At 68.5% G+C, this 13,243-nt stretch carries 10 protein-coding genes; 1 reads left to right on the top strand and 9 read right to left on the bottom strand.

Going from position 1 to position 13,243, the window contains the following annotated elements; all coding sequences use genetic code 11:
- Positions 1-14 precede the first annotated feature (14 nt).
- From ACZ5IK_RS28780 to ACZ5IK_RS28745, 8 genes are all read right to left on the bottom strand, one after another.
- Positions 15-1,574, bottom strand: a complete 1,560-nt coding sequence (locus ACZ5IK_RS28780; RefSeq protein ID WP_465490651.1) for a discoidin domain-containing protein — start codon at positions 1,572-1,574, stop codon at positions 15-17.
- 87 nt (positions 1,575-1,661) lie between these two features.
- On the bottom strand, positions 1,662-3,230 hold the full coding sequence (locus ACZ5IK_RS28775; protein WP_465490553.1) for a discoidin domain-containing protein: 1,569 nt from the start codon (positions 3,228-3,230) through the stop codon (positions 1,662-1,664).
- 308 nt (positions 3,231-3,538) lie between these two features.
- Positions 3,539-4,138: a TetR/AcrR family transcriptional regulator gene (locus ACZ5IK_RS28770; protein WP_465490552.1), complete on the bottom strand. Its 600-nt coding sequence runs from the start codon at positions 4,136-4,138 to the stop codon at positions 3,539-3,541.
- A 26-nt stretch (positions 4,139-4,164) separates the two neighbouring features.
- Complete coding sequence (locus tag ACZ5IK_RS28765) at positions 4,165-5,235, bottom strand: hypothetical protein (RefSeq protein ID WP_465490551.1); 1,071 nt, start codon at positions 5,233-5,235, stop codon at positions 4,165-4,167.
- Complete coding sequence (locus ACZ5IK_RS28760) at positions 5,232-6,689, bottom strand: FAD-dependent oxidoreductase (RefSeq protein WP_465490550.1); 1,458 nt, start codon at positions 6,687-6,689, stop codon at positions 5,232-5,234. The genes ACZ5IK_RS28765 and ACZ5IK_RS28760 overlap by 4 nt, the downstream gene beginning before the upstream one ends.
- Before the next feature lie 85 nt (positions 6,690-6,774).
- Positions 6,775-7,890 carry a serine hydrolase domain-containing protein gene (locus ACZ5IK_RS28755; RefSeq protein WP_465490549.1) on the bottom strand — a complete coding sequence of 372 codons (1,116 nt, stop codon included), beginning with the start codon at positions 7,888-7,890 and terminating at the stop codon, positions 6,775-6,777.
- Between the two features lie 11 nt (positions 7,891-7,901).
- On the bottom strand, positions 7,902-9,011 hold the full coding sequence (gene menC / locus ACZ5IK_RS28750) for an o-succinylbenzoate synthase (protein ID WP_465490548.1): 1,110 nt from the start codon (positions 9,009-9,011) through the stop codon (positions 7,902-7,904).
- Positions 9,008-9,874 carry a hypothetical protein gene (locus ACZ5IK_RS28745; protein ID WP_465490547.1) on the bottom strand — a complete coding sequence of 289 codons (867 nt, stop codon included), beginning with the start codon at positions 9,872-9,874 and terminating at the stop codon, positions 9,008-9,010. The genes menC and ACZ5IK_RS28745 overlap by 4 nt, the downstream gene beginning before the upstream one ends.
- A 93-nt stretch (positions 9,875-9,967) precedes the next feature.
- On the opposite strand from ACZ5IK_RS28745, the gene ACZ5IK_RS28740 reads away from it, so the two are divergent.
- Positions 9,968-11,578, top strand: a complete 1,611-nt coding sequence (locus ACZ5IK_RS28740; RefSeq protein WP_465490546.1) for a PucR family transcriptional regulator — start codon at positions 9,968-9,970, stop codon at positions 11,576-11,578.
- A 3-nt stretch (positions 11,579-11,581) separates the two neighbouring features.
- On the opposite strand, the gene ACZ5IK_RS28735 is transcribed toward ACZ5IK_RS28740, so the two are convergent.
- Positions 11,582-13,165 (bottom strand): N-acyl-D-amino-acid deacylase family protein, encoded by a 1,584-nt coding sequence (locus ACZ5IK_RS28735; protein WP_465490545.1) that lies wholly within the window; start codon positions 13,163-13,165, stop codon positions 11,582-11,584.
- Between the last annotated feature and the right edge of the window lie 78 nt (positions 13,166-13,243).

The raw sequence follows: 13,243 nt of genomic DNA, 5'->3' as shown, positions 1-13,243 counted from the left end.
GTCTCCTTTTCCCGTCACCGGCAGCGGTACGGGCCTGCTTTGTCGAGCAGTTCCCCGTTGGTGCCGATGATCTCCCAGGAATAGGTCTTTCCCTTGAGCACCAGCTTCATCACCCCGTGCTTGCCCAAGATCTTCTCGACGCCTTCACGGGCCTTGTAGTCGAGATAAAGGCTGTCGCCGCCGATCCCGGCGATGACCGACCGCACGCCGTTGGCCTCGTCGACATGCCCGTTGACGTCCAGGGGCTTTGTCCGCTCGTAATGGTGATCGTGCCCGGCGAAGACGACGTCCGCCTTCGCTTTGGCCAGCTCGTTCCACAACGGCGCGATGCTCTTCGCGTCTCCGGCGTTCCCGGAATTGAACCGCGGATGGTGCCAGTATCCGACGACACAGGACTTCTTGGTCCTCGCGAGGTCCTTGCGCAACCAAGCCACCTGTTCGGCACCGCCGCCGTTGTACACCGGGTCCGAATCCAGCGCGACGAAATGGAAGGCGCCGACGTCGAAGCTGTAGTACGGCTTTCCCTTGGGTGTCGCGATCTTCCCGAAGTACTGCTTGTATCCCGCCAGATCGTTGTTCCACTCGTGGTTGCCCGGCGTGGGTTTGGTGATCCTCTTGAACTTGCCCCAGGTCTTGTCGTAATAGGACCGGAACTCTTCGATGGTGCCGTCGACGTACTGATTGTCGCCGACAGTCAGCACGTACCGGGGTTTGATCTTGCCCACCAGCTCCGCCGTCCGCTGGTGCTCCGACGGCAGTTCCGCTTTCGCGATGTCACCGGCGAGGGCGATGACGATGCCATCGGACGCCGACGGCCGGGTCGACGCCTTCACCGGCGAGGTCGATCCGGACAGGTTCCCCGCCGCGTCCCGCGCCCGCACCGCGTACTGGAAGTCGAAACCCGACGCCAGCGACGTGTCGGTGTAGGAGGTCGTCGCCGACCGGCCGATGACGTTGCCGTTGCGCAACACCTCGTATTCGACGACGCCGACGTTGTCGTTCGCCGGGTTCCAGCCGAGCGTGATGCTCTCAGTGGTGGACGACTTCTGCCGGAGGCCGGTCGGCACCGACGGCGGCTGGATGTCGCCGTCGCCGGTCCGGACGCCGTAGACCTCCAGCTCCCATAGCGAGTATCCGTACACGGTCGCCCGTGCGGTACCGAAGATCCGGACGTGCCTCGCGGAGGTGTTCAGGCCGGCGAACTCGTCGAGGCCGCCGTCGCTGCCCACGACGGTCTTGACGTCTCGCCAGGTTTGGCCGTCGTCGGATGCCTGGACCTGATAGTCCTTCGCGTGGGCCGATTCCCAGAAGATCTTGATCCGGCTGATGTCGGCGGGACCGCCGAGGTCGACCGCGATCCATTGTGGATCACCCTCCAGGCTCGCCCAGCGGGTCGTCGAATCACCGTCGACGGCGAGCGCGCCGCCGAAACTCTCGTTCTCGACCGTGGACGTGGTGGTGCGTTTGTTGACCGACAGCAGTGATTCCACCGGTCCGGCCGCGGCGCTGGAAGCGGTCACGGGCTGAGCGAGCAGGACGATCGCCGCGATCGCGGCGATGCCCGGCTTCACCATTCGATTCACCTGTACTCCTGGATGGGCCTACGTCGTCGTGGACAGCAAGCCGGGTCCGGTGCCGCGCACGGCACCGGACCACGGCCGTCAGCGGCAGGTGTACGGACCCGCCTTGTCGAGCACCTTCCCTGCGGTGTCGTAGATCTCCCAGGAATACGACTTCCCGTTCAGCACCAGCTTCATCACGCCGTGCTTGGCGAGGATCTTCTCGACCCCTTCGCGCGCCTTGTAGTCGGTGTAGAGGTAGTCGCCGCCGATACCGGCGATCACCGACCGCACGCCGTTGGCCTCGTCGACGTGCCCGTTGACGTCCAGCGGCTTCGTCCGTTCGTAGTGATGGTCGTGCCCGGTGAACACCACGTCCGCCTTCGCCCTGGCCATCTCGTTCCACAGCGGCGCCATCTGCTTCTTGTCGCCGGAGTTCCCCGAGTTGAAGCGCGGGTGGTGCCAGTACCCGATGACGCAGGACTTCGTGTTCTTCGCCAGGTCGTCGCGCAGCCAGGCCACCTGTTCGGACCCACCGCCGGTGTAGATCGGGTTCGAGTCCATCGCGACGAAGTGGAAGTCACCGATGTCGTAGCTGTAGTACGGCAAGCCCTTCGGGTACGCGATCGCGCCGAAGTACTCTTTGTATCCCTTGAGCTGGTCGTCCCACTCGTGGTTGCCCGTCGTGGGCTTGGTGATGCTCTTGAACTTGCCCCACGTCTTGTCGTAATGGGCGCGGTACTCGGAGATGGTGCCCTTGTGATACTGGTTGTCGCCCACGGTCAGCACGTACTGCGGGTTGATCCAGGCGACCTGGTTCGCCGTTCCCTGGTGCGTGGAGAAGAGTTCGGGGTTGGCGATGTCACCCGCCAGCGCGATGGTGACGGCGCCGGTGCCCCCGGGTTTGGTCGCGGCCCTGATCGCCGGACTCGCCGCGGAGACGTTGCCCGCCGCGTCCCGTGCTCGCACGGAGTAGCCGAACTCAGCTCCGGACGCCAGCCCGCTGTCGGTGTAGGTGGTCGCCGCCGTGGTCCCGACGACGTTCCCGTCGCGGAGCACCTCGTACTCGGTGACCCCGACATTGTCGGTCGACGCGGTCCAGCCGAGGGTGACGCTGTCGGCGGTGGTGGCCGTCGCGGCGAGGCCCGTGGGCACCGTCGGCGCCTGCGTGTCGCCGCCGCCGACGCGGTCGCCGTAGACCTCCAGCTCCCACAACGAGTAGCCATAGGTCGTGCCGCGAGCCGTACCGTGGACGCGGAGGTGGCGCGCGGAGGCGTTGAGGCCCGGGTGTTCGTCGATGGCGCCGTCACCGCCGGTGACCGACTTGATGTCGGTCCAGGTCCTGCCGTCGGCCGAGCCCTGGATCTTGTAGGTCTTGGCGTAGGCGGCTTCCCAGGTCAGTTTGACCTTGGTGACGGTCGCGGCGCTGCCGAGGTCCACGGCGATCCACTGCGGATCGACCGCCTCCTCGCTCGCCCACCTGGTCGTGGCGCTCCCGTCGACGGCGTTGGCGCCCTCGAAGCCGGAACCCTCGACCGACGAGGTCGTGGTCGGTTTGCCCGCGGACAGCAGAGATTCCGCTTGTGCGGCGGTACCCGAAGAGATCAATGTCTGCCCTAGCAGCGCCAGGGTCGCCACCGCGACACCGGCCAGGGGTGTTCTCCGTTTCATGCGAACTCCTCGACGTTGCGGAGTCGCGAGTACCGGCGTGGGCGGCGTCGGGTCGGCCGGAGTCGCTTCGTTAAGTAAGTTTCCTAACGATCGCAGTGTAAAAGGTTCTTAAACTCCCAGTCAACGGGTGACCGCGCGGTGCCCTGCACCATTCGGTGGCAAGGTCGCCGCTCGACCAACGGGGGTCCGGGACGCTCGACGCAAGTCGCTCTCTCCCCTCGCGCCCCGCGATCTCTCCGGTGAGCCCGAGGCCGTGTCATTCCTCGACCGCCTTCACACCATCGAGCGGCAGATGTAGCCCGACCGGGTCAGCCGCCCAGCGCCGGCCCGATCCAGCGCCGAACGAGCGCGCGCAACTCCTCATCGGTGTGCGCGGGCTCCGAGGGGTACTGCAGGAACGAGAGGAACAGCCGCATCAGCATCTCGGCGAGCCCTTCGAAGTCCTCATCGGACTCGACGCCAGCCGAGGTCCAATCGACCGGCACGTTCCGCAGGATCCTCGCGCCGAGGGAGAAGGACTGCGACGACGTCACCGCCACGGTGAAGACGTCGGCTTCGCCCGCCTTCAACAGCAGTCCCAGGTACGGCTCGTCAGGAACCACCCGGACGCCGAACACCACGGACTCCACGGCGACCTCGGCGGCGGTGCCGAACGTGGTCAGGTGCCGCTCCATCCGCCCGGCGAACTCTTCGACGCGGTCCAGCGCGACAGCGCCGAGGATGTCGGCCAGGCTCGCGAAGTAGCGATAGACGGTCTGCCGGGTGATGCCGGCCTCCGCGGCGACGTCGGAGAGGCTGGTCTTGGCGAGGCCGACGCGGTCGATGCAGGCCGTCGCCGCTTCGACGATCCGGCGGCGCGCCTCGCGCTCGGTTCCGGGCGGGTTGCCCTGCCATCCGTGGTGCCCCATGACCCCATCTTCCCCGAAGGAGAAGCTCAGACGGCGGCAGGTGCCTCGCGCCGCACGCGGTACAGCGCGGCGAGCATCAGCCCGGCGCCGAGGAAGCAGGCGAGCGCGTAGAGGCCGCTGCCGATCGGGGTGCCGTCTTCGGTGATGCCGTCCTCGGCGGAGAGGAAGGAAGGCAGCGCGCCGAGCCAGAACACGGCCATGACGCCCAGGTAGACGGCGGGATAGAACCTGACGAACGCGGACAGGGGGACGCCGGGGCCTCGGTGCCGGACGAAGATCCACGTGCCTGCCAGCCACAGCAGGGCCAGTTCGGCTCCGAGCACCCAGGCCTGCGCGGTGGTGTTCCCTGCGAACAGGCTCGACGGGAGCCCGGCGATCGCCATGGTCAGCGGGGTGAGCACACCGGCCAGCAGGATGCGCGCCGCGAGCGGCCATCCGCGCCGTGTGCCGGTCAGGCGCACGACGAGGTAGGTCATCGCCCCCATGGAGACGGAGGCGAAGAGCAGCATGCTGTTCATGGGCACCGAGTCCAGCGCGGGCTGGTTGACGATCCGGTTGTTCCCGTTCCAGGCCCACCACTTCAACTGAGGCCCCAGATGATCGAAGACCTCGTAGAACACCTGACAGGCGAAGGCGACCGCCACCGATCCGATCAGCGCGCCGCGGGCGCGGAAGATCCCGAGTGACCGTACGAGCTCGTAGGCGAGCTGACTGATCATCGGATAGAAGGCCACGATGTAGAGCGGCAGCCGATCTGCCATGAACTGCACGCTGAACCGGTTGTGGGCGAAGATGAATCCGTACTGCCGCTCGAGGCCGAACCACTCCGGGAAGTACAGCGGCGGCTCGATGACGAAGAGGTAGACCAGGGAGGCGCACCACAGCGCCAGGTTGACCGGATCGCCCGCGCGGTGACGGCGGATCGCGTGCACCAGCGCGAAGACGGCGCCGCCGATGACGAGCAGTTCCAGTGGCGGCATCGTCCAGTGGGCGGCTTCCCAAGGAGGGCGGATCGAGAGCCAGGGAGAAACGTCGTGGCAGTCGAACCCGAGCCCGCGGGTGACGGCCTCCGCGTCCGGCCCGCAGACGGCGCTCATCGGGAAGCAGCCGGCGAGTAGTCCGTGACCGGCGGCTCGGCGCGGGCATCGAAGTCGAAGGGAACCCGGTGCCGCCCCAGCGCGGCGCGGATCCGGTAGCGCAGGAGCCCCGCGAGCACCCGGGGGTTGGTCATCATGTCGCGCAGTGACTCGTCGAGGTTGAACACCTTCGCGAAGTGCTCGTCGATCACGTCGTCCTCGCGGGCCGCGCCGACGATGAGCCGGAACGCCGGGCCGGACACCGCCGCGAGGAGACGCCGCTTCCACTCCCCCGCTTTTTCGGTACCCACCGCGCAGGCGTATCCCTGATCTCTCGCCATCGCCAAGCTCCAGGGCACGGCGAGCAGTTTCCGTTGCGCGGCCAGGAAACGGGCGGAGAATCGGGTGTCGAGACGGTCGGCACCCGCGAGGTGCCCTCGCAGCAGCAGCGCCGAACCGGCGGCGGAACTGATTCCCTGCGCGTAGAACGGATTGAACGCGCAGATCGAGTCACCGACGAACGCCAGGCGCCCCGGCGGGGTGCGAAGACGGTCGTAGCGGCGCCATTTGTTGCCGGTCGACCGGGTCAGGTGCACCTCCGACGTCGGGGTGGACCGGTCCATCGCGGCCGCGAACAGCGGCGCCCGCACCCGGCGGGCCGACTCGACGAACGCCTCGGTGGTGCGCGGCATCTCGAGTCCCCACGAGCCCATGCACGCGATGACGCGGTTCTCTTCGATGGGGAAGAAGTTGACCAGGAACTCGTGCTCGGCGGGATGCTCGCCCTTGTCGGGGGTCGGCATGATCACCAGATGCCGCCACCACCAGGACGCGGGCCGCTCGTCGCGGGACGGCAGGTCGTACCAGCGCGAGGTGTAGGTGACCTTGGCGTCGAGGGTCCGCACCTCGGGCTCGGGCCACCCGGCGGCCGCCAGCCAGACGCCGGCCGAGGAGCCGCGGCCCATCGCGTCCACCACGAAATCGGCGTCGACGTGCTCGTCTCCGTCGCGTGTGGAGAACCAGACCCCGGTGACGTCGCCGTCCCGGGTGGTCAGCCCACTCACCGCCACGCCTTCTCGGATCACCACCCCGGGCAGGGCACGGACCTTGTCGCGCAGCACGCGCTCGATGAGGATCCGCGAGCTGTAGATCATCGTCATCGCGCTGCGTTTCCGCGCCGACCAGCCCGCTCCGTCGAGATAGGCGGCGTCCATGGACGGCATGAGATGCAGTCCCCCGGCGGCGATGAGGTCGTCCTCGAACCCGGGGAACAGTTCGCCGATCGCGCGGCGGCCCGAGTTCAGCAGGAAGTGCGGGTGTTTGCTCTGCGGCACTCCGCGCCGGTGTTCGGCCTCGGCGGGCAGTTCGTCCCGTTCGAGCACCAGGACTTGGTCGAAGTAGGGGGCGAGTGCGCCCGCGGTGCAGAGGCCGGCGGCACTGCCACCGAGGACGACGGCGGTCTTGCCGAGTCGCATGCGGATCAGCTCCCAGCGTCATTCATACAAAGTGACAACGCCTGTATGAATGTATGAATGACGCCGGGGGCTGTCAAGGCATCGGTCAGCGGATGTCGCGGACGAGGTCACCGATGGCGACGTCGACGTCCTGCCACTTGTACTCGTCCGTGTTGATCAGGAAGGTCACGGACCGCTGGCCGTCTTCGGTGACGGCGTTCCTGAACTCGTGGCCGCTCGGCATCCCGCCGCTGTGCCCCCAGGTCACGAGACCCGGCGTGAGTTCGTAGCGCTCGACGCCCAGGCCGTAGCCCTCGCCCGAGCCGTCGTCGACGGTCTTCTTCAGCTCGGCGAGCTGGGCGGGCGCCAGCAGTTTCCCGGTCAGCAGCGCGTTCCAGAAGACGGTCGCGTCCGCGCCGGTCGAGATCAGCGCGCCCGACGCGTCGGCGTCGGACGTGTTCCATTCCGTCCTGTCCGCCAGTGCCCCTTCCCTGACCACGTAGCTCCGCAGTTCCGGCTTGGGGAGCGTGGTCCGGTCGCCGGGCCAGCTGGTGCCGCACAGGCCGAGGGGCCTGATGATCCGTTGGGTGATCTCGGTGCCGATGCTGCGGCCGGTCACCTTCGTGACGATCATGCCCGCCAGGTTGTAGTTGGTGTTGGAGTAGGCGAAGCCCGACGGGGCCCGGTCGTCGGGCGGGGGCAGGGCCAGTGCCTGCCGGACCGTCTGCAGGGGCTCGATGTGATCCCAGCGGTGCGCTTCCTCGTCTTCCCAGAACGGCGCGTCGAGGAAGTCGGGCAGGCCGCTGGTCTGCTGGAGGAGCTGCCGGACCGTGATCTTGCGCCCGTCGTAGTCCTTGGTGCGGATGAGTTTCGGGAAGAAGTCCTCGACGGTGTCGTCGAGATCGATTCTGCCTTCGCCGACGAGCTGGAGTACGACCGTGGCCGTCCAGGTCTTGGTGTTGCTGCCGATCCGGCTGTGCTCGCCGCCGGTGAGCTTGCGGCCCGTCGCGCGGTCGGCGACACCGACGCCGCCGGTCCACACGCCGCAGCGAGGGCTCTTCACCGTCACGGAGACCCCGGGGATACCGGCTTTCTTCAGTAGTCCCAACGCGGTCTGGATGGGTTTGGTGTCACATCGTGGCGCCGCGGACGACGAGACGGGCACCGCCACCAAAGAAGCCGTGACCGCCAAGGTCGCGGCGACAGTGGTCCAACCTCGCATGATGTCTCCTTTCACAGTTGGTACAACTTCCGAGTCGTGACGGCGTAGCGTTTGAGCACCGTGGGCAGCACGGTGACCCCGCTGCCCGGACCGTCCGGAACGGACAGTGAGCCGCCGTCGAGCCGGAACTCTTCGGTGAGATCCTCCGCGTAGTAGCGGCTGGACGCGGAGATGTCGTTCGGCAGCACGAATCCAGGCAGCGCGGCGAGCGCCAGGTTCTGCGCGCGGCCGATCCCGGTCTCGAGCATTCCGCCACACCAGACGGGGATCCCGTGCGCCACACAGACATCGTGGATCCGGCGGGCCTCGAGGTAGCCCTCGACCCGGCTGGGCTTGATGTTGACGATGCGGCAGGCGCCCAGCGCGATCGCGGTGGCGGCGTCGCGCGCGGAGTGGATCGACTCGTCGAGGCAGAGGGGTGTGCGCAGCAGCTTCGCCAGCTCGGCGTGGCCGCGCAAATCGTCCTCCGCGAGCGGTTGTTCGATCTGGACCAAGCTGAAGTCGTCGAGGCGGCGCAGGTGTTCGGCGTCGGTGAGCGAGTAGGCGGTGTTCGCGTCGACCTGCAACGCGATGTCGTCACCGAACTCCTGGCGGACGGCGCGAACGGGCTCGAGGTCCCAGCCCGGTTCGATCTTGAGTTTGATCCGGACGTAGCCCTGCTCCAGGTAGCCCGACACGGTTTCCAGCAGGTCCGCGATCGTGTCCGTGATCCCCACGGACACCCCCGCGGCGACGCGGTCGCGCACCGCGCCGAGGTAGGTCGCCAGCGGCATCGCGTGGGCACGGCATTCGGCGTCGAGGATCGCCGTTTCGAGCAGTGCCTTGGCCATGGGGTTGCCTTTGACCGGGGCCATCGCGCCGGCGATCCGGGCGGCGGTCGGCCGGTCCAGCGCGGTGACCCTCGGCACGAGGTGATCGGCGAGGACACGTTCGGCCCCGGCGGCGAACTCCGCGCTGTACATCGGTTCGGGGTCGCCCCCGAACTCCGCCCAGCCTTCGGCGGCGTCGGTCACCACGTGCAGCAGCAGGGTGCGCCGCTCGGTGTCGACCCCGCACGAAGTCCTGAAAGGACGGACGAGGGGAAGGCGGACCTCGATGAGTTCGACGAGTTCGATCTTCACGGCTGCTCCGTTCTGGTCAGGCGGTACCAGCCGGCCCTGCTGAAGCCGGTCACGGTGAAACCCGCGTCGAAGGCCGGGAGCAGGACACCGCGGACCGCTTCCCGCCATGCGGCCGCGAGTTCCCTGTCCTCGCGGCGGGTGGCGATGATGTCGGCGGGAACCCGGCACCAGTGACCGTTTTCGTCCCGGGCACTGAGCGCTCTACCGTCCGGAGCGCGTGCCTCATCGACTTCCGCGCTCCCGAAGTCGGGCCCGATGACGTGATCCGGCCGTGGCTCGGCGAGTGACCAGACGGCGGTGAGCCGATCGGTCTCGTCGTGCCCGTTGACACCGTCGTCGATGTGGCCGAAGAAGTTCACCCGGTACTCGCCTGCGGTCGCGCCGAGTTTGGCCAGGTTGAAGTGGGCGTTGCGGCTCACCAGCGGATCGAAGGTCCAGATCATGGAGGTCGCGCCGTGGTCGAGCGCCCACACCCGCTGCGCCTGCTTGAGGGCGAAACCCACTCCGCGATCACTCGTGCGTGCGGCGGCGATCATCGAGTAGACAGCTTGGGAAGCGGGTCGGCAGAACAACAGCACGGAAGCCGCGATGACCTCGTCCCCGTCGCTGGAGTAGTGCACGGCGCCGCCGGCGTGGGCGAAGGCGCGCAACGCGTCGACCCCGAGCGGTGGCTGATGTTCGGGGGTCTGCCATACCCCGGCGAGGAAACGCGAAACCGCCTCGACCGTGACGAGGTCTTCGGCCAGCCGGATCCGGACACCCGCACGGGTCGCGGCACGCGCGGCGACTTCGACGGCACTCGCCCGGGCCGCCGTGGGTACTGTCGTCGGGGCGGCCCGCGGCGCCCTGCCTGGAAGGTGCATGCTGACAGCCTCACGTCCACACTGGCCACCCGCCTACGAGTGCCGGTCCAGAGAATTCGTGAATGTTTTGTGCGACCGGCCAAAGAGGTGAGCATGCTCGACACTGAGGAACCGGACCTCGGACAGGTCCTCGACGCACTGGGCACTTCCTTGGTCCGGCCGTTGACCGCGTTGCCGGACCGGCCGGTCCCGGTCTCGAGTGTGCTCATCCACGAGCGGCGTTCCCCGCTGCCTCCGATGAAGGGCGCGATCCTGCTCGCCGTCGGGGTGGGCACGGCCGAGCCGCAGGCGAAAGACCTTGTCGAAGCCGCGGCCGAGGCCGGTCACGCGTGCGTGGTGGTGAAGAGTTTCGGCGAGCCGGTCGCGGAACTGACCGAAGCCGCACAGCGGTCCGGTCTCGTTCTGCTCGCCGCCGACGAAGCCGTGGCCTGGCACCATCTCGACGCCATGATCTCCTCGGCCCTCGCCTCCGCGGCGCGGGTCACGCAAGGCACCGGCAGCTCGGCCGTCGGCGATCTTTTCGCACTGGCCAACGCGATCGCGGGCATGGTCGGCGGGGCGACCACGATCGAGGATCCGTACCGGCGCATCCTTTCCTACTCGACGCTGCCCGGTCAGGGCATCGACGAGGGCCGCCGCCAGGGCATTCTCGGCCTCCAGGTGCCGGACGCCCCGGACCATTACGACGAGCAGTATCAGGCGCTCACCCAGGCTCGGCGCACCTGCCGGTTCCCGGCCATTCCCGGCGGTCTCCCCCGCCTCGGGGTCGCGGTGCGCGCCGGGAACGAGGTACTCGGGTCGATCTGGGTCGTCGACGCGGAAAACGGTCTCGACCAGGCGGCCGAACAGGCCCTCTTCGACGCCGCCGACATCGCCGCGCTGCATCTGCTCGCGGCCCGGACCGCGGACGACGCCGTCCGGCGCCGTCGCGCGGACCTGGTGCGGCGGCTGCTCGCCGACCCGGGCAGTGTCACCGCCGTGGCCCCGCAACTCGGCCTGGACCCGAACGCCGGGGTGGCGGTGGCCGCGTTCGCGATCGGTCCCGAAGACGCCGACGAGGTGCTCGCGGTCCACGCGGCCACCCGGCTCGCCGACCTGGTGAGCCTGCACTGCGAGGCCCACTACGGCAAACACGGCTGCGCGCTGATCGACGGCACGGTCTACGCGCTGTTGCCGGGCGGGCCGGCGCCGAACGCGCACCGCGACCTCGTCGCCGGGATCGCCCGGCGAGCGCACGGCGCGCTGCGGGTGCGCGTCCAGGCGGGTCTCGGTTCGCTGGTCCCCGACCTCCGCTCGATCGCGGACTCGCGCGCCGACGCGGACCTGGTCCTCCGCGCGCTCACCGAACGGCCGGACGAGCCGGAAGCCTGTCAGGTGGCTTCGATCGACGAGGTGTGGGCAGGCGCGACGCTTTCCGCCCTGGCCCAGATCCTCGTCGCGCACGAGGCACTGCCCCGCAGGCTCGGGCCGTCGATCCGTGCTCACGACCTCGAGCACGGCACGACCTACGCGTCCACCATCCTCGCCTACCTGGACTCCAACAGCGATACCGCGGCCGCGTCCAGCCTGCTGTCCGTGCACCCGAACACGATCCGGTACCGGCTGTCCCGCGCCGAGGAGATCTTCGGCTTCGATCTCGCCGACCCGGACGAACGTCTGGTGCTGTGGCTGCGGTTGCGGCTGGGCGACCAGCTCGGCTGGTGAGCGTCACCGACGCCGTCGGAGCGCCCGTCCGGCGAGTGTCCCGGTCGGCTTGCCGTCCTGGAAGGCGATACGGCCGTTGACCAGGACGTGGCGCATGCCATCGGCGTAGCGGTGCGGCTCGAGGTACGTGGCGTTGTCCTGGACCTCCTCGGGCACGAAGACCGTCAGATCCGCGAATGCCCCGGGGCGGACCACGCCGCGATCGGCCAGCCTGAGGTTCTCCGCGGGCAGGCTCGTCATGCACCGCACGGCTTGTTCGAGGGTCAGCACTCCCTCACGGACGTAGCGTCCGGCCACGCGGGCGAAGGCGCCGTACGTGCGGGGGTGGATGGAAGTGTCGGTGAACGGCGGCTCCGCGGCGAGGGCCTCCGAGTCCGTGCACACCGACACCCACGGGAACCGGAGCGCGCGCAGGACGTGTGCCTCGGACGAGGTGAACTCGGCAACCAGGAGCTTCGGATGCGCGGCGACGATGTCGAGCAGGGTGTCGAGAGGGTCGCTGTCACCCCAGGTGCCGCTGACCTCGGCGAGTGTCCTGCCTTTGAGGTCTCCGTCGCCGAGCAGGAGGATCCCGTCCGCGCCGCCCGATCCGAGGTACAGGTTGTCCCAGTCCCTCCCGGGGCTGCCGATGGCCGCCTTGATCGCGGCCCTGGTTTCCCCGTCCGCGATCCGGGCGGCCAGTTCGCCGTGACCGCCCTCGTGGAACTTCGGCGGGATGAACGCCGAAAGGAACGTGGACCCCGCCTCGTACGGGTAGACGTCCGCGGTCACCTGGATCCCGGCCGCTCTCGCCGCCTCCACCCGTTCGTACACACTGTTCATCGCGGGCCAGTTCTCGCGGCCGGATGCCTTCAGGTGGTAGATCTCCGCCCGGGCGGAGGACTCTCTCGCGATCCGGATGAGTTCGTCGACGGACTCCAGGAGCCTGTCGGACTCGCCCCTGATGTGGGAGATGTAGAGCGCGTCGTGCCGGGCGAGGACCCGCGCGTACGCGATCAGTTCCTCGGTGGAGGCGTAGCTTCCCGGCGAATAGATCAACGCGGATCCGACGCCGAGGGCTCCGTCGGCGAGTTCGGCGTCGAGCAGCTCGCAGGCGGCGGCCAGTTCGTCGTCGGTCAGCGGCCGGTCCTCGTTACCGGCGAAGGGCATCCGCAGGTTCTCCGCGCCGACGAAGCTGCCGACGTTCATGCCGACCCCGGCCTTCTCGAGGTCGCCGAGGAAGCCGCCGAGACGAGGCCAGCTCGTCCGGACGCCGTACTGCTGCGGCTCGCCGCCGACGATGTCGACCATCTTGCCGGTGACCGGCCCCAGGGACCGTCCCTCGCCGAAGATCTCCGTGGTGATCCCCTGGTACAGATCGGAAAGGCCCCGGGGGTCCAGTTGCAGGGTTTCGTAGCCGTGGCTGAGGACATTGATGAACCCCGGCGCGACCACGCAGCCCTCGGCGTCCAGCACCGGGCATCCCGAGTCGGGAAGCTCTCCGACGGCTTCGACGCGGTCTCCGGAGAGCGCGACGTCGGCGCGGCGGGCGGGGGCTCCCGTGCCGTCGACGACCGAACCTCCCCGGATGACGAGTTCTGGAGGCACTGTGTGTCCTTTCTCGAGTGGGCCTCGTGAGTGGTAAGGACGGTTATTGAGGGGAAGGGCAAACGGGGCGTGCTCGTG

This window comes from Amycolatopsis sp. NPDC031561 (assembly GCF_055580625.1).
Note: the sequence above shows the minus strand (reverse complement) of the source record. Positions and strands in the feature narration are given on the sequence as shown.

Coding starts and splice junctions, on each gene's coding strand:
- ACZ5IK_RS28780 (WP_465490651.1), bottom strand. CDS start 1,574: ATGGTGAAGCCGGGCATCGCCGCGATCGCGGCGATCGTCCTGCTCGCT.
- ACZ5IK_RS28765 (WP_465490551.1), bottom strand. CDS start 5,235: ATGAGCGCCGTCTGCGGGCCGGACGCGGAGGCCGTCACCCGCGGGCTC.
- ACZ5IK_RS28745 (WP_465490547.1), bottom strand. CDS start 9,874: ATGCACCTTCCAGGCAGGGCGCCGCGGGCCGCCCCGACGACAGTACCC.
- ACZ5IK_RS28740 (WP_465490546.1), top strand. CDS start 9,968: ATGCTCGACACTGAGGAACCGGACCTCGGACAGGTCCTCGACGCACTG.
- ACZ5IK_RS28755 (WP_465490549.1), bottom strand. CDS start 7,890: ATGCGAGGTTGGACCACTGTCGCCGCGACCTTGGCGGTCACGGCTTCT.
- ACZ5IK_RS28770 (WP_465490552.1), bottom strand. CDS start 4,138: ATGGGGCACCACGGATGGCAGGGCAACCCGCCCGGAACCGAGCGCGAG.
- ACZ5IK_RS28775 (WP_465490553.1), bottom strand. CDS start 3,230: ATGAAACGGAGAACACCCCTGGCCGGTGTCGCGGTGGCGACCCTGGCG.
- ACZ5IK_RS28760 (WP_465490550.1), bottom strand. CDS start 6,689: ATGCGACTCGGCAAGACCGCCGTCGTCCTCGGTGGCAGTGCCGCCGGC.